Genomic DNA, 20,565 nt, shown 5'->3' with positions numbered 1-20,565 from the left:
AGGAAATATATTGATAACCACCTTGCCTTATACAATAAGCCGCAAGAAGGAAGACTTCCTGCGGCTTTTTTTGCACCACAAAAGAAACCGTGGCTTCAGCACGATGTCACTCCTCCTCTCAGAACGCTTGCGAGGTTAGCTGACGGATTCGGGTGTTGAGAGTCACCCTACCCGGACAAACGGTTTGCCCGGGATTCACCCCGGAACAGGTGGTTCCCCCGCTCCCATCATGGGATTCAGCGATTTTTATGAAGAGATTTTATTCAGATTGAGATCATCTTACTCCCCGGTATAAGGGTTGTAAAACGGAATCACAGGCGGTTGGTTTTCATTTCCGGCGGTTTGATCCTTCTCATGCTGTTTTTGTTTTGTTTTCTCATTATCGTGAAGGATTTGAAAAACGGTTGATATCAATCTTTGCTTGTGAATTGAGGTATAAAATTTTTATTTTTTACAACTGGTGACTTTCTTCGAAAAAAGGATAATTATACCGCGAAAAATACAAATTCTTAGTGATTTATCCAGAGGATAGATGCTTTTTATTTAGAATGAATTTTGTATTAACCGTTATGTTTGATGTATAATTTCGGATGTAATATGTTAATTTTTAAAGTTATTATTTTTTTAATTACCATTTATTTTCCAATTTCTATATTTATCGGTCATAAATTTTGGCTGATTGTCGAATTTTAAGACGATGAAACAGAAGATTGAGGGAGGCAGAGGGTGAACAAGGTAGATGAACTGTTGCAATACAATAGATCCGATTTGTTTCATCCATTATTCGATATATTGATGGATTTGCTTGCAAATAAAAAGTCGGGGAAACATGTCCTTGTTTTGCCGAGAAGACTTGAATTGCCTGCGTTGGTGTGTCTTTGGCATGCATTATTAAAAAATATCAATATGGGCAAAGGCACCGAATTGAAAAAGTTGTCGTTCAGAAAAGGGAGAAAATTGTCGGTAAATAATGTGGTATGTAAGTTTGAGTCGCTCGATGCCGGAAAAGAAGAGATTAAACTGCTGATGAAGTATCGCAACGGGACAGCTTTTCACACCGTTCCGTTCCACAGGATTTTCAGATTGTATCCGGTTGCGCAAAATACACCACTTACGGTTGCAACATCTTTAATTAACAAGAGTCATGACGGCGATTCAGTCATATTTGGAACACTAAATTCACTTCACAGTGTTGTTGTTACCGGGCTGAATAAATTTAAAAATGCATTTGGATATATTAAAAAGTTAAACTTGGTTAATTGTGCAAAGCTTGACAACGAGGGAAGAATTGTTCCTTTGGAAGCTAATGCAGTTGGACAAGCTCCAAATTGTCTGGTCACATCGAATATCCACCAGCTTTTTAAGTTTATTCAGTTCTGTGAAGATTTTTCCGGTCCCATATTGATTGACGGGAGCAGTCATGTATTGGAAAGCCGGACTCAATTTGAAAGATTTATACTGAAGCGGGAGATTCCTGTAACCGTCTTTACAGACCACAGAGAAAAAAAAGAAATAAGAGAATTACAACATGAAGGATTCAAAATCATTGAAGAAAAGGAATGGACAGACAGGGTTCGTTTTCCAAAGACAACAGTTTATCATCACATTAATCATTTGTTTGAAGTATCAAAAAATATTTGTTTGAATCAGGTTCATTTCAGAAATGACAGATTAAGTGAATGTCACAGGATCTTGAAAAAAAATCAATACAACGCTTTTGAAAAAATTAATGAGTATTTTAATGAAGCGAATATGGAATTACTAAGGCTTTCCAGGTCTGTTGTAACAGAGGAATATTTCCGGGATCCAAAGATAGACAGACTGAAAAAATTTTTTTCAGGTAATCAGCAAGTGAAACGGTTGATAACATTGCTGGAACTGTTGGATGAAGAAAAAAAAGAAAGAATAAACCGGAATGAAAAAGCTGAATATATCATGCAGTTTGTTGAAAATCACTTGGGTCAAAAGATTCTTTTGGTAGTTCAAAACAAGCATGAAAAAGAGGTTTGGGAAGAAGCAGCCGGATGCAATGAATGGTTGAATTTCAGAGTCGAAACTCCCGATAATTTCGGGAGATTTTATGAACCATTTGATAAGATGCTGATCTCAGGATATTTGGGAAAAAAGAAACTTGATCTCATCATCAGCGCTTATACCTGCCGGGAGATTTATATGCTGCTTTGGGAGCATGAGTTGTATTATTACAAGTTTTATTATGAAAAGTTTATTCAAAAAATGAAACAAAGCAATCAAAGAGAAACGACAGGGAGTCAGGAAGATTCATCGGGGATGGATCAAAAATCTTTACAGATTAATCATGATGACTTTGATAAAGATTTATTGAAAGGATATGAAACGAAGAATGAGAAACTGGCCCGAACAGTGATACCGGTTGAATTTGAAGGAGGTTACCATGCGTTTTTCACACCCACATATCCCCTGTACAAGATCCTTGGAGAAGAAGGGGATTTTACCACGGGCAAGGTAAAGGAAATGAAGCCTGAACAGTTGGCAAAGGGTGACAGAATTATTTACATTAAATCGCGTTCTGACAGAATCAGGAAATACGTGGATGAGGAAATTTTGCAGAATGACCTTTATATCAGAGAAACTGCCAAGTTGTGGCAAACGGCGTTAAGAGTCAAGTTCAAGGAGAAGAGAAACAACTTTGAACAGTTGTTCAAAATATTGAAATCACACGGACTCAAACGTAATAAGGTCACTGTCAATAATTGGCTGAAGAAGGATATGATTGGACCGGCTGACATTAATGATATTGATATTATTGCAGAAGCCACCGGATATGAACCGTTGAAAAAAAGAGTTGAAGAAGTGAAAAATGCCGTCAGTCTTCTCCGGTCGGCCCATCATGAAGCATCACATTCATTGGTGAATGAAGTGTTGCAACAGATTCAGAGAAATTATGAGGAAATATCCGCAACTTTGGAAACAGAAAGTGACAAAATGTATCAATGTCTTGTTGTCAAAGGTGTGGGCAAAAAAACAGACAACATTAAGAAGTCTTATGTGAACAAAATATTCTTCAGCAAAGAAGGTGTGTCTGAGTGGCCAGAATGATACCCGATTACTATGAGAAAGAATTGAGAAGCAGGGGAGAAAAGGAAGTATTTGAACTTTTCAAGAACGCTCCCGGAACGGAGGACTGGGTGGTCCTTCATTCATTGGGAATTTCACGTCATGTGAAAAGAGTGGAAGGGGAAATCGACTTTGTTGTACTGGCACCCCGATTGGGAATTTTCTGCTTGGAAGTGAAAGCCGGAGAGGTGAGAAGAGAAAACGGGGTTTGGATTTACAAAAATCTGAAGGGAAGAGAATTTAAGAAGGCTGTCGGTCCTTTTGAGCAGGCGCGGGATGGAATGTACAGTCTGAGGGATTCGATCAGGAAACGTTTCGGGAATTACGGAAGAATTGGGAATTTGTTGTTTGAATACGGAGTGATGTTCACCGATATAGAGTTTAAAATATCCGCTCCTGATATAGATCAATGGAAGGTTTATGATGTACGCGACAAAAAGAATCCGGTTACTGAGTATATCATTCGGTTGCATCAAGAAAAGAAGAAAAAGTTGGAGCAAAGTGGAGTGAAAATAGAACTTCCCGATAAAAAAGATATTGAACAACTGGTTTCCTATTTGCGGAAGGATTTTGATTTTGTTGTCCCTTTTTGGTATAAAGAGGAGCTTGTTGAAAAGGATATTATTCGGCTGACTGAAGAGCAATACATATGCCTTGATTATATACAGTTTAATGACCGGGTGTTGTTTGAAGGTGGACCTGGCACAGGAAAGACAATGCTGGCTGTGGAGTCGGCCCGCAGAAGCGCTTTAAAAAGAGAAAGAGTATTATTCTTATGTTTTAACAATTTGCTTGCTGACACTTTGAAGAAGAGATTGGAAGAGTATCCTTTGGTTGAAGTGTCTTCATTTCACCGGTTTTTGAGAAGAATATGCAAAGGAGTGCCATTTCGGCACAGCGGCAAGTATTTTTATGAGACAGAGTTGCCTGAAAAAGCGTTTGAAATATTGGTTGAAAACGGTTTTGACGCGTATGACCGGTTGATTATTGATGAAGGACAGGATTTGATAAGAAAAAATTATTTGGATGTAATGGACTTGCTTGTGAAAAACGGTTTGTCCGGGGGAAGATGGCAAATATTTTGTGATTTGGAGCATCAAGCCATATACAGTGAACAGGACAGAGAGGAAATGTTGAGTCTGTTAGAAAAGGAATCCAAATTTACAAGTTTCAGATTGCAGAAAAATTGCCGCAACACCAAATTTATAGCTGAACATGCATTGATTCTTTCCGAAGCCAGGCGGGATGCTTACACAGTTAATGACATTGAAGGTTTTCGTGTGGATTATTGGTTCTATAATGATGAAAAAGAATTGACGGAAAAAGTGGCCGAGCTTTTGAAAGACCTTGTCAAGCAAGGAACGGATAAAAATTCAATCACTTTGCTTTCTCCCAAAAAGCTCCAAAATTCAGCCTTGTCTTCTTTTTCGCATCCAAAATTCAGACTTCATGATTTGACTGTGAGCAGCAGCAAATCTCCTGGAGAAATTTCTTTTTGCACTATTCATTCTTACAAAGGGCTTGAAAACAATCATATCATCATCACCGATATCGATGATTTGGAATCCGATTGGATTCAAGAGCTCCTTTATGTCGGGATGACACGGGCCAAAGTGAAATTGTTTATGTTTATTCATCATGATTTGAAAGATGCGTGGAATCAGAAAATGATCAGGGGGATTCAACAATGAGAGAGAAAATCATTGACTTTTTGAAAAGAGAACTGATTGGACCGGATCCGGTATATCCGTTTATTCAGGACAATGGAGAAGAAGTGTTGTTTGAGTTACCCAGACAAAGATATGGAGCCGGAATTTTGTTTCCCAAACAGGTTTCGAAGGATCAAGCTGTGGAAGTATCGGAAGAAGAGCAATCTTCACAAGAAGATGATGAAGAAAAAGTTGTAACGGATGAAGCAGTGGAAAGGGAGGAGTATAAACACAAATATAATAACAGCGGGGAAGAATTGTATGAAGGGGATATAATTAATTTGGCAAACGAATATTTGCCATCCGCCATCGGATTAAGTTGTTTTGTGGAAATTCCCGAAAACGGATTGACCATTGAAGTAAAAGCCGGAAGGTACCGTATGGACAAATTCACTTGGAAGGAAAACGGGAAGGTGAAGGAAAGAGAAAGAGCATATTTACGGGAGAATATATATTGGAAAAAAGATATAAAGAAGGATGAAATTCCTGATCTACTAAAGAAAAAAGGAGAATTCAAAGTAGAGGTAAATGAAAAAGAAACCGGTTTGGTCGTGAAAGTCGTTAACCGTAAAACCGAGGGGAATAAAAATTTACTCACATTTACATTGGTCAACGAAATTAAAACGAAAAACAAGAAAAGTTTATACCACAGTGAACATTGTTTTTTTCAAGTGGAAATGCACGTGTCTTCAACCAATGGGGAAGCAAGCTTTTTTCCTTATCCGGAAAGAAAATATCTAAGAAATGAAGATGACGAGATTAATGCATTGTTATACCGGGATTATCACAGTTATGCCATAGGACACGGATGTGCGGCCGGTTGGGAAGAGGTGTCTGTTGGCAAGGCCAAGAGTGTACGTACCGAGATTATCCCGCAATTTGAGATGAAACCGATTTTGCCGGCGGAATTTAAAGAGATTGAATTAAAAATGTATGATTTTGGCCGTGATCTAGAACATGCGATAAAAAACTTAAAACATTTATGTTCCAAATATGAGGAATGGATAAAGAAACAAGAAGAAAAAATATCTTTATTGGAAACAGATGATTTCGAAGAAACGGAAAGATTAAAACAGGTTGCAAAAAAACAAGTCAAAAACTGCAAAATGTGCTTGGAAAGAATGAGAGAGGGACTCAGACTGCTTGAAGAAGATGAAGTGGTGCAACATGCATTCAAGCTGATGAATGAAGCGATGCTGCTGCAACAGCTGCATTATTCTCTTCCTTTGAGAAGATGGCCGGAAGAAGATACGGATAAAATTAAGGAATACCGCGAAATAAAACCTGAAGACAAGACAACCTGGCCCAATGGTAAATTGGGTAATTGGAGGCCTTTTCAGATTGCGTTCATTTTAATGAATTTAAAGGCTGTGGCGGATCCGCATTCCAAAGACCGGGAGCTGGTGGATATCATCTGGTTTCCGACCGGGGGAGGAAAAACGGAAGCATACCTCGGTCTGACGGCGTTTACTATTTTTTTGCGGAGATTAAGAAATCCAAAGGATTCTGGGACCACCGTACTGATGCGTTATACACTCAGGCTGTTGACCGCACAACAGTTTCAGAGGGCTGCCGCGCTGATAACCGCTTGCGAATATTTACGACAACTGGAACAAAAAGATTTGGGAGAAGAGCCAATTACCATCGGATTGTGGGTGGGGAGCAATCTAACTCCCAATACCCGAAGCATTGCCAAAAGCAAATTAGGTGGTTTAAAAAAGTACAAAACCGATGATAATCCTTTTGTTGTGACCAAGTGCCCGTGGTGTGGAGCGCAAATGGGTCCTGTAAAAAGAAAAAACAAAGGAGAGCATAAATTCGAAATAAAAGGTTATCATCCGGAAGACGGTACTGTTATTTTTCAGTGTGATGATGAAAAATGCAAGTTTAATAAGAAGAATAACAGGAAATTGCCGCTTTTGGTTATTGATGAAGATATTTTTGAAACACCTCCGACATTGGTTGTTTCCACGGTAGATAAATTTGCGATCATTCCATGGAAAAAAGAATCAAGAGCCTTGTTTGGCTTCAGAAATAACGGAGAGAGAGTTTCAGGCCCCGAATTAATCATCCAAGATGAGTTGCATTTGATCTCAGGACCGTTGGGATCGCTTGCAGGGCATTATGAAACATTAGTGGAGGCATTATGTAAAGATCCTGTAACCGGCCGTGGTCCGAAAATAATTGCCTCCACGGCGACGATTAGCAGGGCGAAAGAACAGGTGCGGGCTTTATACAACCGGAAAACCAGCGAGGTCGTCCAATTTCCCCCGCAGTGCATGGATGCAGGTGAATCTTTTTTTGCCTATGTTGATCGAAAATCCGAACAAATGCCAGGAAGGATTTATATTGGTGTGCATGCCTCAGCTCTTCCGTCCCATGCAACGGCTCAAGTCCGTGTGATTTCTGCACTCAGTCAGGCAGTGAAAATGATTGACGTGCAAGAGGAGAAAGAACGGGATCCTTATTGGACTATCGTTAATTATTTTAACAGTATCAGGGAACTGGGACATGCCGCTACATTGGTTTCCGCCGATATTGATGAATATATTCGGGCAATGTGGAAGCGAAAAAATATAACAAGTGATCAAAAAGAACGTAAAAGAAAACTGAAGAGGATTATTGAACTCACTTCGAGAATAGGTTCCGGTGAAATACCAAGATATTTACAGGAATTAGAAAATGAGTATACTGGTAAGAATGAAGACTATCCGGTGGATGTATGCTTGGCGACCAATATGATCTCTGTTGGTCTGGATATCTCCCGGTTGGGATTGATGACGGTGATCGGACAGCCCAAAACGACTTCCGAGTATATCCAAGCAACCAGCCGTGTAGGACGCAATGCCGGTGCTCCGGGATTGGTGGTGGTATTATACAACACCTCCAAGCCACGGGATCGTTCGATCTATGAGCGTTTTTATTCCTATCACAATAAAATTTACAGTCATGTTGAACCGGTCAGCGTCACACCTTTTGCTTCACCAGTCAGGGACAGGGCACTTCATGCGGTAATGACCGGGCTGGTTCGTTATTTGGGGGGAGAAGGTTATTTGGATGATCCTGAAGTGCCTGATGAAAATATAAAAAAGCTTGTTTCGGAAATTATTTCTGAAAGAGTCAAAAATATAGATCCGGAAGAAGAACAAGATACTTTGAAAAAATTGAATATGAGGTTCGAAGAGTGGGAGAGATTTTCTCCTTTGGTATATGGAAGCCCTTCCGGTCAATACTCCAATCCCCCGTTATTGTATCCGGCGGGAATCTATAACAAAGAAGATGATCAAATAAATAAATCCTGGCCTACATTAACGTCCATGAGAAATGTTGATGTTGAGTGCATGGCTTCAGTCATCAGTAATTACCCCGAAGAGGAGGACGAAAATTGAAAAAGATCAGGCAAAGCCAGTTGATTTCTCCATGGGGGATCGGGCAAATCGTTAACTTTCCAAATAATGTTTCCCTGATGGTGGCCGGTTTGGATGAATGGAACAATGTGTATAATTGGGCTTCGGTTGAGAACAGTTTAGATGAATTTGTCATTCACGAGGAAAGACTCGAAAAACAATTGGGGGTTAAAGAATTTCGCTTGCCTCCGGAATATCGAGAGGTTAAAAACAAACAGAAAAATACAAGCTTGACAATTCCGTTTGTCAATTTTCCTCTTTGGTACTATTGCCCCCGGTGCGGCTGGATGGTTAAACGAACATTATACTCAAATAATGAAAACCTTCAGTGTAAGGGAAAGAAATATAAGTACGGTCTGTCATGCAGTAATCTCGAGAAAAAAAAACGTCCTCAATTGATTCCGGTTCGTTTTATCACGGTTTGCAGTGAGGGGCACATAGAAGATTTTCCATTTTATGAATGGGCTCATAAAGGACAAGAATGCAAAAAAGGATTTGGAGAAAAAGCATTACGCATGATTACGGGGAAAAGCAGCAGCTTGGCCGGGATCTCGATTCATTGTGAATGTGGTGCATATAACACCATGGCCGGTGCTTTTGGAAATAAATCTTTGGAAAAATTCAAGAAGTGCAGCGGCAGCCGTCCTTGGCTGGGAGAAGTGAATGAAAAGGCCAAAGGATGCGGAAAAAATTTGCATGTCGTGCAAAGGGGTGCCTCCAATGTTTACTTTCCCGTTGTCCAAGGTGCCATTTATTTACCTAAAAATACAGATCAAAATACTGAAAAGGCACTTGAACAGGTTTTAAATGTATATAAACAAAGCGGTAGTTTGATGGAGGGTTCAAAGTGGGGAGTTTTAAAAAGTTTTTCATATGCTATTGCTACTGAACGTGGTATTGATCCTGACAAATTGTATGACTTGGCATATAGCAGGATATTTGAAAAAGAGAACAAAGAAAAGAAAATAAAGCTCAAAAAAAATTTCGATACTGAAATCCGTCTTCCGGAATACAAAGCCATTCTGTCGGGGGCCGGAGCAGACAATCAGGAGTTATATGTCAAGGTAAAGAAATCAAATGAATATAAGGATATTGTTTCAAGATACTTCAAAAACATCGGCTTGGTGCATAAATTGATGGAGACACGGGTTTTTATGGGATTTACCCGTCTGGAGCCGCCGGACTATCAGAACCGGATGATTTGGAGAAGGCAATTGTCCAAAAAACCGGTCGACTGGTTGCCGGCTGTGCAAGTAAAGGGAGAAGGGATTTTTTTTGAATTTGATAACAACCAGTTGAACCGATGGGTTCAAAATCCGTTGGTGCAAAAAAGGATTGAGGAGCTGGAATACAATCTTTCGAAAAGCCGTTTTAATGATTTCAAATTAAATCCGAAGTTTGTGTTGATTCATACATTTGCGCATCTGTTAATCAATCAACTCAGTTTTGAATGCGGCTATGGCAGTTCATCCATACGGGAACGAATTTATTGCAGCAAGGATTCGGCTGACGACTCCATGAACGGAGTTCTGATTTACACGGCATCCAACGATTCGGAAGGGTCGATGGGAGGATTGGTCAGACAAGGGATTCCCGGGAGATTGGAGAATGTCATTTATGAATTGCTTGAAAATGCCAAGTGGTGTTCCTCAGATCCGGTTTGCATTCAGAGCAAAGGGCAAGGCCCCGATTCATGCAATCTTGCTGCTTGTCATAACTGTGCTTTGTTGCCTGAGACATCCTGTGAGTTTGGAAACAGGATTTTGGACCGTGCCTTGATTGTGGGAACGGATGAACATGAAAGTGTCGGATTCTTTTCATGTTAAAAGCATCCACAGAGATGCTAAACTCAAAAGCAGCCGGTTTAAAACCGGCTGCCTTCTTTTTGTAAGATTCAGCGTTTTATTAATAGAACATATGTTTTATAATCATATTAGAACAGCAGATGAAGAGGGGACAGTCATGGTTGTTATTGATTTATTTTCGGGAGCAGGTGGTTTGAGTGAAGGATTTCACCGGTTGGGTTTCCGGTTTGCAGCAAAAGTGGAAAAGGATAAGTGGGCTTGTGAAACGTTAAAAACAAGAATGATGTATCATTTTTTAAAGAAACAGAAGGATTTGGACACTTATTTTTCATACCTGCGTTCATCTGAAAGTCATAAAGATATTGATCAAAACAGGGAAGAAGTGTTTAAAAAATATCCGGATTTAAAGGGATTGCTGGAGATGGTCGTTCTGAACCGGAAGTTTGGAAATCCCAACAACGATAAGGATGCCACCTCTACGACACAAATCATTGAGGAAATTACCGCTTCACTGAAAAAGCAGGATATGACGAGTGTGGATTTAATTATCGGCGGACCTCCGTGTCAAGCATATTCCTTGGTGGGACGGGGAAGGATGAAAAAATCTGCCGACAAAGATCCCAGAAATTATTTGTTTTATTATTATTTAAATGTGGTTAATCATTTTAAGCCAAAAGTGTTTGTTTTTGAAAATGTTCCGGGAATTATCAGTGCCAAAAAAGGCAAGGTGTTTGAAACCATTAAGGAAGAATTTGACCGGAGCGGCTATTATCTCTTATCAGGAGAAAATGAAGATGATTTGAAAAATGTATTGGATTTTAGTGATTACGGCATTCCGCAAAGGAGAAAAAGAGTGCTTCTTTTTGGATTTCAAAAAAAATTAAACTTTAAGTACCCGAATTTTGGAAAATATAAATTTGCGTGGAAAGATGATCTTACAACAAAAAATGTATTGTATGACCTGCCCGCTTTAAATCCAGGGGAAGGGAATGATTATTTTTATGGTGATTATTCCGAAACCCATTTAACTGATTTTCAAAGAAAAATGAGGGAAGACAGCATTGGTGTTTTGAATCACAAAGCACGTTTGGTAAGAAAACTTGACAGAGAAATTTACAATATGGCAATAGAAAAAGCAGCTCAAGGCTTACAACTTCGTTATGATGAATTACCTGAAAGGCTTCAAACTCATAAAAATAGAGAATCGTTTCTTGACCGGTTCAGGGTTCATCGTGAAAATGAATTACCCCATACTGTTGTGGCACATATTTCCAAGGACGGTCATTACAATATTCATCCTGATCCGGTACAATGCCGGAGTCTTACTGTGCGGGAAGCGGCAAGAATTCAAACATTTCCTGATAATTACATATTTGAAGGGCCCAGAACTCACCAGTATGTTCAAGTGGGTAATGCAGTGCCTCCTTTAATGTCGGAAATCATTGCCCGGTCGATTAAGGAAATGTTGGATGAATAATTTTTATTGTTTCGCAAGTTAAGTTGTTTATTGATCGAATATATTCACGCATCAAATACTTCTGCTGTAAGATAAGTTATGGCAGAAGTATTTTTATCTTGCTTTTATTACACGAATCCAAGGCTTTGAGGAGAGTTTGATATGACAGATGTCCTTTCAAAGGAGCAAAGAACCAAAAACATGAAAGCAATCGGTCCGGTATCCAAACTGGAAGATAAAGTGTGCAAGGAATTGTGGAAAAGAGGGGCAAGGTTTCGGAGAAATGTTAAAAGCTTGTATGGTAAACCTGATATAGCGATAAAAAAATATAAAATCGTGATTTTTATCGATTCTTGTTTTTGGCATGGTTGCAAAATTCACGGCAAAATCCCCAAAACAAACAGAGAATTTTGGGTTGAAAAGTTAGAAAGGAACATTCAACGTGATAAAGAGGTTTCAGATTATTACATCAGAAAAGGTTGGAATATTTTAAGGGTTTGGGAACATGAGATCAAAGAGGACTTTAATGGAAGTATCAATAAAATTTCAGACTTTATAAACCAAGCCAAAAATTAATGGAGCATTGATGTTTGTACATATTCTGTGGGGAATTTTTCATGCGTTAATATTTATGAACGTTCTTGGACAAGTCGGTATCTGATATATTCTTGCAGGCTGGCATTCGTTGTTTATATTCAACTTGTCATTTTTCGTTCAAAGGAGCTTGATGGTTTTGTTAAAATCAGATGTCCGTCTGAGTAAGTTTCTAAGCAAAGTTTTACGTCATAAGCCGGAGATGGTCGGTCTTGAGTTGGATCAAAATGGATGGGTGGATGTGGAGCAGCTTTTGACGGCATGCCGCAACCATGGGGTTCCGATGGATCGGACGGTGTTTGAGCGGATTGTGGCGACGAATGAGAAGCAGCGTTTTGCTTTGAGTGAAGATGGACAAAAGATCCGCGCGAATCAAGGGCATTCCATCGCGGTCGATTTAAATCTCAAGCCGGTGCAACCGCCGGATCGATTGTATCATGGAACGGCGGAACGTTTTCTTCATTCCATCCGTCAAAAGGGACTGGTGAAAGTAAAACGGCATCATGTGCATTTATCCGGGGATCCGGATGTGGCCCGTAAGGTGGGAAGCAGACACGGAAAACCTGTCATCTTGGTTGTTCTGGCAAAGGAGATGCATAAGGAAGGATATGCCTTTTTTCGTTCTGCCAATGGGGTTTGGTTGACAGATCATGTTCCGGTCCGCTATTTAAAGGAAAGGAAATAAACGATTTGCGGTCATTGTTTTCAGAATTTAGTTATTCAATGATTTTTCCTGCCACGTTTCCTGCGTGATGGCATAGATGTGATGGTCTTCCCAGACACCGTTGATTTGTAAATAGTATTTGGAGAGACCGACATAAAGAAAGCCCACTTTTTCGACCACCCGGATGGAAGCGGTGTTTCGCGGCATGATCGCGGCTTCAACGCGATGTAACCCGGCTTGGTTGAAAGCAAAGTCCAATGCCAAGTTGACGGCTTCTGTCGTATATCCTTTTCTTTGCATCGAGTGATCCATAAAATAACCGATGGAGGCATTTTGCCAAGCTCCACGAACAATATGGCTTAAATTGACCTGGCCGATCAATTGGTCCGTGGAGGCCAGGAAGATACCGAAACTGTATCCCAAATCGTTTTTCCACTTCCAAAGGTTTTTTTCGATTTTTTCTTTTTGACCTTCCAACGTGTGATACGCGTCGGGCCGGATGGGTTCAAACGGCTGGAAATATTTCAGATTGCGGGTTCTCAATTCATACAACGCTTCGGCATCAGAAAGTTCTAACTTTCTGATATAAATTCGATTGGTTGAAAGCATAATTTTTGCTCCTTTATGGAAAAATGATGAATTGACAAACTGTTTCTTTATTTTAGTGCAAAACCTCCGTCTGAACAAGACGGAGGTCTGTTATTTAACGCAGATGGTTTGCAAACTGCTTTTTCGTCGAGATTTCCATTTCTCCATCCTTTTTATCCGCATCTTCTTCCTCTTCATCTCTAAAGTCATCATCCACACGCATTTCTGCACGAATGGTTGCAAGATCAGAGGCAATATTCAGTTGGCTTCGGTTCAGGTTGAAAATGACTTGTTCCATTTTTTCTTTGGGAATTTGCTTTTGCAATTCAGATTCAATGGTTTGGATCAACCGGTTCATGACGGTGTTGAAAAAGGAGCGGATGGTTTGATCACTGTGGGTTCGGTGATCGTACCATTTGGTGAAACCATAAGCCCCCGCCAAATCTTCCATGTTTGAAACAGTGACAAATCGGATGTTGCGAAATATTTATGTGGTTGTAAAAGCAGCAACAAGCAACGATGAAATCCGGCTTCTTTTGCCAAAGAGACGGAATTTAATTTTATCAAATTCATTTTGATTTTGACTAATTTGTAAAGAAAAGAGGTTTTTTTACAAAAAACGTTGAATAATTTTTAAATGTTTATGTTTTATTATATTAAAACAAAATTTTGTCGATGTGAGAGGAGGAGAAAGATGCGAAAATACTTTCTGTTTTTACTGACAGTCCTGATGCTTTCCGGAGTTTTCCTGATTCCGGCAGAAGGACAAGCTCAAGAATCTCAGGATGTGGAAGCGTTAAAAAAAGAAGTGGAAAGCCTTCGCTCTGAAGTCGAAAAGCTGAAAACCAAAAATGATGAGTACAACTTTTTAAAAGAGCAGATCAAGGAATTTAAAAAATCAGCAGATAAGGACATGGACGATTACCGTGCGTTTGTAGAAAGAGAATGGGATAAGGTTTTTATGTTTTTATCTCTTATGGGAGGAGTTTTAAGCTTTGCTATTGGTACTGAAATTTATACATTTCCCAAAAATTTACGTCAGAAAATGGAACAAGCTTTTGCAGAATTAAAGGAAACTGCTATTAAAAAATTTGAGAAGCAACGATTAGAAATAGAAACAGAACTCAATAAGAAGTGGAATCAATTTGTGCAAGAAAATAAATTAAACCAAAGAGTGGATGATTTAGAGCGGTTAATACAAAACGAACGGCGATATAAAGAAGTGAAGGTGATGGTGCTCGGCTCAGAGGAAGACTTGAAAAATATGAAAAAATATCTGGATCCTGCGATGACTAAACGTGGGGTAAGGAAACCTGAATATATTTCATTAGGGGAAAATCCAGAACAATTTCCTAAAGGGGAAATTAAAAATAGATTGAGAGATATTGATATACTTGTTTTCTATTACAACAATGAAAATCAAAGTGATGATTTAAGAATCAGAGAAGTAACTCAATTACTTACTAAAGAGAAATCGGATATTCCGATTATTGTTTATACTGATGATCCGAAAAAAAAGATTTCAAATGATGATATAAAATCACTTAACAAATATGGATGGTTTACCCCTTCCAACTCCTCAGTGACCTTATTAGGCCATATCTTTACATATATCCATGCACTCCCTGAAAAAAAGGAGGGATGAGCACATGAAGCATCCCAGGATTACAGCCAGGTTTCGTGTGATGACTCCATTAAAATTATATGGTGCATATAACAAAGGAAAAAAACCGATAGTCGAGCTTCGCATTCCTTCCATCAAAGGAGCGCTACGGTATTGGTACCGGGCTGCCAATCCGCATTATAAGAAAAAGGTGAAACGACTCGGGATCACGCAAGAAGAGTATCTGTTTGGCGGTGCCAGTGGAAAAGCCGGGCAATCGGCTTTTTTGATGCGGTTTATAGAAAAACCCAAGGGAAAAGGAAACTCAGATTTTTATAAGGATAAAAGTTTTGAAATCGAATTTCTTTTACGACCTCATTTAAAACAAGGTAAAAAACCGGATCCGGATTGGCGGGGACTTCTGGCCAGCATTTGGCTGCTCGGCCATTTTGGAGGTGTGGGAGCAAAAGTCCGTCGCGGATACGGGACGATTGCTTTGGAAAAATGGGAAGCGAAAAATTGTGAAAAGCTTCAATCCATGATCGATAATGATTTCCCGATTTTACATAACGCCAAATCACTTGAAGATTGGGAAGAGAATTTAACAAGATGCTGGAATAATTTCGTGGTGAACCATGATCCGAACGATGAACAAAGCCATACCATCCTGGATCATCATTCTTCACTATTTGTATCAGTTGTCAATGACAAATGTGCCGATAAAGTATGGGAGACCGCAGGCGATATTATCAAAAATTTTTGTTCCAAAAATAAAAGAAATGCAGTCATCTTTGGTCTTCCAAAACGTACTCAAGGCGGTACATTGGAGCCGAAAGATAAAGAATATGATCGAACTCCTTCGCCGGTTTGGTTAAGGGTGTTTCAAGTCAAGCAGCGATACTACTCAGCCTTTTTGTTTTTAACCACTCAATTTCCGGAAGAGTTGCATTTGAGAAAAAAGAGAAATGGAAAACCATATTTTGAGGATTATCCACCCGTAAACTATGCCGGAGCCATTCAATCATTTAAAGATCAATTAAAAGAGAAACATTACCGGAGGGTATGTGGCTATGAATGATCAACGACTGCTTCATTTTTCCATCGGTCCGGTACAGGATTTTGTGGCCCAGGCCAGACGGACGCGGGATTTGCTGGCCGGCTCTTTTTTGTTGTCTTATTTGTCAGGATGTGCCATGGCTTACATTACGGAACACAAGGGAAAAATCGTGTTTCCCAGAGTGCATGAAGATCCGCTGGTAAAGGCGATTCGAAAATCCGGCTTGAAGGAACCGCATGTGGACGGACCGTGGATCGGGTCATTGCCCAACCGCTTTACCGCCTCCATCCCGGAAGATTTCCGGCCGGAAGCATGTGAAAAGGCGGTGCTTGAAGCATGGGAAAGGATCGCAGATGCTGTCTGGAAGCGGTTTGTGGCGAGACCGGCATCTGCGGGTAAAAACACCAGGGAGATTTGGGAACGCCAAGTGAAAAACTGGTGGGAGATCACATGGGTGGTGGCTGATAGCCCCAGTCAGTTAAATTACCGGAAGTACTGGCGCAGTTATATTCCCACGGATGAACCGGGAGACAAATGCATGCTCATTTCCCGGTTGCAGGAGTTGTCCGGGTATGTGCGGGCCAAAGAGAGAAAAAAACAAAGTGTTTTTTGGAGGTGCTTTAAGGATCATCTGGGACAAACCCATGCCTTGGAAATTAAGGAAGAAACTGAACGGTTGAGTGCGATTGGCACCATCAAGCGCTTTTTCCCACGTGTCACCCAAGAGGCGATCGGTTGGAAATGGACGGATCATGCTGTTTCTTTCCCGTCGGTTTATCATTTGTCTGCTCATTCCGGGATGAAACAGGCGCTTCATGAGTGTCCCGACCTTGCCGTTGATTTTGCGAAAAAAGCGAGGGAATACGGGATTTTGAGAAGTCTTGCCGCCAAAAATCATTTTCCCAATTTACGGGCTGAAGCGGAAAAAGCGGGGGCCGATGCATTTTTGACGCTGGATCCCATGGCTTTTTATCCCAACGAGTTGGACAAACTGATCGAAAACGATGAAAAGGTCCGGGAACTGAAGAAGCAATTGGATGCATTGAACAAAAAGTTGGGAAAACCGTTTGCGAATTATTATGCACTCCTTGTCATGGACGGGGACAAGTTGGGGGATTTGTTGCAAGCTTTAAAGGACACTCGTGAAGAATGGAAGGTCAGCCAGGCTTTATCTGTTTTTTCACTGGGGGATGAAAAGGAGCCGGGCTTGGCTGATTACATTCGTGACCGGTATGACGGCGTGACGATTTATGCCGGCGGGGACGATTTGATGGCGATGTTTCCGCTGGATCAGGCAATCCCGGCCGCTGTCGATCTTTCCAAGCGGTACAAAAAGGCGTTTGAAAAAGTATTTTCCAAAGATCATATTGCAGCGAAAACAGCGACGGGTTCTGCCGCGATCCTTTTTGCCCGTTACAAGGTTCCATTGAAAGAAGTGGTGAAGGAAGGGCATCGCTTGCTGGATGATGTGGCCAAAAGCGGGACCGGACGCGACAGCTTGGCCGTCGGGGTTTGGACAAGCTCGGGGATTGCCACACAGTGGTCGGCACCTTGGGAGCATTTTGTGTTGGATTGGGAAACGAACCGGACCGTCTTTGATGACATTCGGGAAGGTCTGCAAAAGAAGGACGATCCGCTTTTGTCCAACAGCTTTTTATATAAATTGTCCATGTATGAGTCATTGTTGGAAAATCAGGAGGAAGCGGTTTTGGATCAAAAGCAGGTCAAGCGGTTGCTGTTTTCAGATTATGTCCGGATTTTGGGAGATTCCGGAAAATGGACCGATGAGAAGAAAGAAAAGATCGAAAAACAAATGGATCGGTTGCTCCAAGTCTGCTTTGTCGTGAAGCGATCAATGAAGGGGGATACCGCTTATCTCAGAGAGACCAACGAATTCAAAGCAGATGGAGCGATCTTGGCGAAGTTTTTGGCACAGAAAGGATTCGAAAAAGATGCATAACCAACGAAAGTGGATATGGCGTTTTCGTGCGTTGGACACTTTGTTTTTCCGGGATGGAACCCCGTTTAATATGGAGGAGACGGGGGTGGCACCACAAGGAGTGTTTCCTCCTTCGATCTTCACTTTGCAAGGTGCCATCCGGGCGGCAATGGCCCATTTTATCAAACAGTGGGTTCCCGGAAAGGAGTGGCCCAAAGAGCTGGGAGGCGAATACATCGACACCCGCAGGCTTTCCCCGGAGGAAAAGCGGAAAGTCTGGGCGCAGCCGGATTCACTGGGAAATTTAAGGTTGTCCGGACCTTATTTGCAAATGCATGGAAAACGATACGACCCGGTGCCGCTGGTGTTGTACGGCACCAGAGAGCGGTTGACCCGGCTTTCCCCGACAGAAAAAAGTGATGAAAGCGACTTTTTGCAAGTGAAATTCTTTTTGTCTCCGGACCGTCATCTGCCGGATGGTAAATGGATCGAGAACTGGTGGATTGATCGTGAGGGGATGGAGGTCATTCTGGAGGGAGGCGTTCCCGAACCAGACTCGTTTCTCTGTCCGGAAGATCATTGGAAACCGGAGCGGCGTGTCGGGATCAAGCGGGGACCCAACCGGACGGCTGAGGATCATCATCTGTATGCCGTCACACATACTCGTCCGGACCGGGATTTGGAAGTCGTGGTGGAAGTCTCCGGGATGGAAGAGAAATGGCACGTGCCGGAGAAGTTCATGATTCCGTTGGGCGGGGAAGGCCGTTTTGCGGAAGTGACGGTGGAAGAAAAAGATGCGGAAGATGATTCCGGTTTTCCATGCATCCCTGAAGAAAAGCAATTTTACCAAGATGGAAAAGGTTATTTTACGGTGACTTTGCTGACGCCCGGCCGGTATCCGGATATGAAAAAAGCGGTGAACCAAGGACCGCCGGAAATCAGGGAACATCTTTCATCCGCTGTTTGCCTTTCCGCCGGCATCGGCAAAGCGGTGCAAATCGGCGGTTGGAATGTGGCCAGAACATGGCCGCGGACGCTGATGACTTTTCTTCCGTCCGGAAGCACCTGGTTTTATCAGGCGGATCCGGAGGAGTTGGTCAAACTTAAGCATTTACATGGAGTGACAACGGGAGAATACCAGGAATACGGGATGGGACAAATAGTGATCGGAACCTGGAAGAAGAGAGGGGAAGCGAAATGAAAGGATACATCTTGGGTATGTTGGCAGAAACACCGGTTCATCCGGGAGCAGGACAAGTTTACAGTGTCATCGATTTACCGGTCGCCCGGGAGAAAACCACCGGCAGTCCGACCATTCCGGGCTCCGGCTTGAAAGGGGCTTTGAGAGAAAAATGGTTGGAGGAAAAAGGGGAAAAAGGTTTGGAAGATTTATTTGGTAAACAAGATCATGCGGGCGCCTTTGGGGTGGCGGATGCACGTCTGTTGTTGCTTCCCGTCCGTTCCTTGACCGGGCATTACCGTTGGGTGACAAGCCCTTATTTACTGAAACGGTTTTACCGGGATATGAAAATGGCCGGGGTGTTGGATAAACAGGATTCTTTTCCGCTCGAAATTCCGGAAATAAATAACGGGGAAATAATTGCTGCTGGTGTATATGAAAAAGATAAACCAATCTTCCTGGAAGAGTTGACGTTTAAGATTCGGGAAGAAACGGAGCTGATTGAGCGCTTGGTTCCGTATTTAAAGAAATTGATCCGTCATCCTTTTTTACATAAAGAGTTGAAAAACAGGCTTTCAATAATCAATGACGAAGAGTTTGCTTACTTTGCCCGCTACGGTTTGCCGGTAAATTTCCGGAATGTATTGGAGACCGGAACGAAAAAAAGCAATAACTTGTGGCAGGAAGAAGTGATTCCGCCGGATACGCTCTTTTATACGATGTTTGTGGCCCGGTTTGGTAACGAGGAAAAATTGAAGGAGTTTACTGATTATCTGAAAGATAGCCATTACCTCCAAGTCGGGGGGAATGAAACGATCGGCCAAGGCTGGATGGTGACCCAAGTGTTGGGAGGCGGACAGAATGAGTGACAGAACTTTGGAGCAACAGCGCGCTGCTTATTCATTGAAAGTGGTAAGCGAGGTGAAACAATCGAAAACGGAAAAGCAGGGGGATGAGTACGCCGGTTATGTGGTGAATTTGGCGGGAGCCATTCTGATCAACGGATTGGGACAGGCTTTGGCCCAGTTGCGTTCGGCAGCCAAAGATAAGGCGGATGATCCCCATGAATGGTTGTATCAGCATATTAACAAGTGGATTTGTAAAAAGCATCCGCATTCCGAGTTTGAAGAGGATAAAGATCTGCTTTTGCAATTAAGCCGGAAATCCCGGGCAGATTATCAGTGGGCGTTGATGGAGACGTTGGCGTTTTTGGAGTGGCATCGCAAGATCGCTGTGGCCGAACTGAAAAAGTCAGAGCCCGGGGAGGAGAAAGATGAGAAGCAATAAACAAGAAAACCAATTTTTTATACCTTTATATAATTTGGGTTCGTCGAAGCCTGATATTCGTGTATTAATGAAGGAAAAAGGAAATGCAGGATTATGGTATGAAAAATTTTGTGATCAATGGGACTGTAGACTTAGTAAAAATCGAAAATTCATCAGAAAATTGGCTTGGGAAGGTACCGG

The 20,565-nt window shown here is 41.6% G+C and carries 15 protein-coding genes and 1 riboswitch; of the genes, 13 read left to right on the top strand and 2 right to left on the bottom strand.

Translation table 11 applies throughout. The features are described 5' to 3' along the window. Positions 1-110: 110 nt before the first annotated feature. Positions 111-252: riboswitch (cyclic di-AMP (ydaO/yuaA leader) on the bottom strand. Positions 253-726: 474 nt separating this feature from the next. From H1R82_RS10945 to H1R82_RS10915, 7 genes are all read left to right on the top strand, one after another. Continuing rightward, positions 727-3,078, top strand: a complete 2,352-nt coding sequence (locus tag H1R82_RS10945; protein WP_181731909.1) for a DrmE family protein — start codon at positions 727-729, stop codon at positions 3,076-3,078. Then, the gene (locus H1R82_RS10940; protein WP_232333907.1) at positions 3,075-4,787 is read left to right on the top strand and encodes a nuclease-related domain-containing DEAD/DEAH box helicase; all 1,713 of its coding nucleotides are present in this window, start codon (positions 3,075-3,077) and stop codon (positions 4,785-4,787) included. The genes H1R82_RS10945 and H1R82_RS10940 overlap by 4 nt, the downstream gene beginning before the upstream one ends. A gap of 86 nt (positions 4,788-4,873) precedes the next feature. Continuing rightward, the gene (locus tag H1R82_RS10935; protein ID WP_181821666.1) at positions 4,874-8,194 is read left to right on the top strand and encodes a helicase-related protein; all 3,321 of its coding nucleotides are present in this window, start codon (positions 4,874-4,876) and stop codon (positions 8,192-8,194) included. Beyond that, complete coding sequence (drmB, locus tag H1R82_RS10930) at positions 8,191-10,038, top strand: MrfA Zn-binding domain-containing protein (protein WP_181731906.1); 1,848 nt, start codon at positions 8,191-8,193, stop codon at positions 10,036-10,038. The genes H1R82_RS10935 and drmB overlap by 4 nt, the downstream gene beginning before the upstream one ends. Continuing rightward, complete coding sequence (locus H1R82_RS10925) at positions 10,010-11,494, top strand: DNA cytosine methyltransferase (protein ID WP_232333879.1); 1,485 nt, start codon at positions 10,010-10,012, stop codon at positions 11,492-11,494. Before drmB ends, H1R82_RS10925 begins: the two co-directional genes overlap by 29 nt. Before the next feature lie 141 nt (positions 11,495-11,635). After that, positions 11,636-12,049, top strand: coding sequence for a very short patch repair endonuclease (locus tag H1R82_RS10920; protein ID WP_181731905.1), 414 nt, complete (start codon positions 11,636-11,638; stop codon positions 12,047-12,049). Positions 12,050-12,206: 157 nt separating this feature from the next. Further along, positions 12,207-12,752 (top strand): RNA 2'-phosphotransferase, encoded by a 546-nt coding sequence (locus H1R82_RS10915; RefSeq protein ID WP_374189129.1) that lies wholly within the window; start codon positions 12,207-12,209, stop codon positions 12,750-12,752. A gap of 27 nt (positions 12,753-12,779) precedes the next feature. On the opposite strand, the gene H1R82_RS10910 is transcribed toward H1R82_RS10915, so the two are convergent. Continuing rightward, positions 12,780-13,340: a GNAT family N-acetyltransferase gene (locus H1R82_RS10910; protein ID WP_220215014.1), complete on the bottom strand. Its 561-nt coding sequence runs from the start codon at positions 13,338-13,340 to the stop codon at positions 12,780-12,782. Positions 13,341-13,434: 94 nt separating this feature from the next. Next, positions 13,435-13,761: a hypothetical protein gene (locus H1R82_RS10905; protein ID WP_181821664.1), complete on the bottom strand. Its 327-nt coding sequence runs from the start codon at positions 13,759-13,761 to the stop codon at positions 13,435-13,437. 252 nt (positions 13,762-14,013) lie between these two features. On the opposite strand from H1R82_RS10905, the gene H1R82_RS10900 reads away from it, so the two are divergent. The 6 genes from H1R82_RS10900 to cmr5 are packed head-to-tail and all read left to right on the top strand — an operon-like array spanning position 14,014 to position 20,385. Next, complete coding sequence (locus H1R82_RS10900; RefSeq protein ID WP_181731902.1) at positions 14,014-14,964, top strand: hypothetical protein; 951 nt, start codon at positions 14,014-14,016, stop codon at positions 14,962-14,964. 4 nt (positions 14,965-14,968) lie between these two features. After that, on the top strand, positions 14,969-16,000 hold the full coding sequence (gene cmr1, locus H1R82_RS10895; protein WP_181731901.1) for a type III-B CRISPR module RAMP protein Cmr1: 1,032 nt from the start codon (positions 14,969-14,971) through the stop codon (positions 15,998-16,000). Beyond that, entirely contained in the window at positions 15,993-17,939 is a 1,947-nt protein-coding gene (gene cas10, locus H1R82_RS10890) for a type III-B CRISPR-associated protein Cas10/Cmr2 (RefSeq protein WP_181731900.1), read from the top strand. The genes cmr1 and cas10 overlap by 8 nt, the downstream gene beginning before the upstream one ends. Continuing rightward, positions 17,932-19,119 carry a type III-B CRISPR module-associated Cmr3 family protein gene (locus H1R82_RS10885; protein ID WP_181731899.1) on the top strand — a complete coding sequence of 396 codons (1,188 nt, stop codon included), beginning with the start codon at positions 17,932-17,934 and terminating at the stop codon, positions 19,117-19,119. The genes cas10 and H1R82_RS10885 overlap by 8 nt, the downstream gene beginning before the upstream one ends. Continuing rightward, positions 19,116-19,967, top strand: coding sequence for a type III-B CRISPR module RAMP protein Cmr4 (cmr4, locus tag H1R82_RS10880; protein ID WP_181731898.1), 852 nt, complete (start codon positions 19,116-19,118; stop codon positions 19,965-19,967). Before H1R82_RS10885 ends, cmr4 begins: the two co-directional genes overlap by 4 nt. Next, on the top strand, positions 19,960-20,385 hold the full coding sequence (cmr5, locus tag H1R82_RS10875) for a type III-B CRISPR module-associated protein Cmr5 (protein WP_181731897.1): 426 nt from the start codon (positions 19,960-19,962) through the stop codon (positions 20,383-20,385). Before cmr4 ends, cmr5 begins: the two co-directional genes overlap by 8 nt. The last annotated feature ends 180 nt before the right edge of the window (positions 20,386-20,565 follow it).

It is taken from the genome of Thermoactinomyces intermedius (assembly GCF_013912365.1).
In the GTDB taxonomy this organism is placed as follows: domain Bacteria; phylum Bacillota; class Bacilli; order Thermoactinomycetales; family Thermoactinomycetaceae; genus Thermoactinomyces; species Thermoactinomyces intermedius.
The sequence above is the reverse complement of the archived record's forward strand: the minus strand, read 5'-3'. Positions and strand labels throughout refer to the sequence as shown.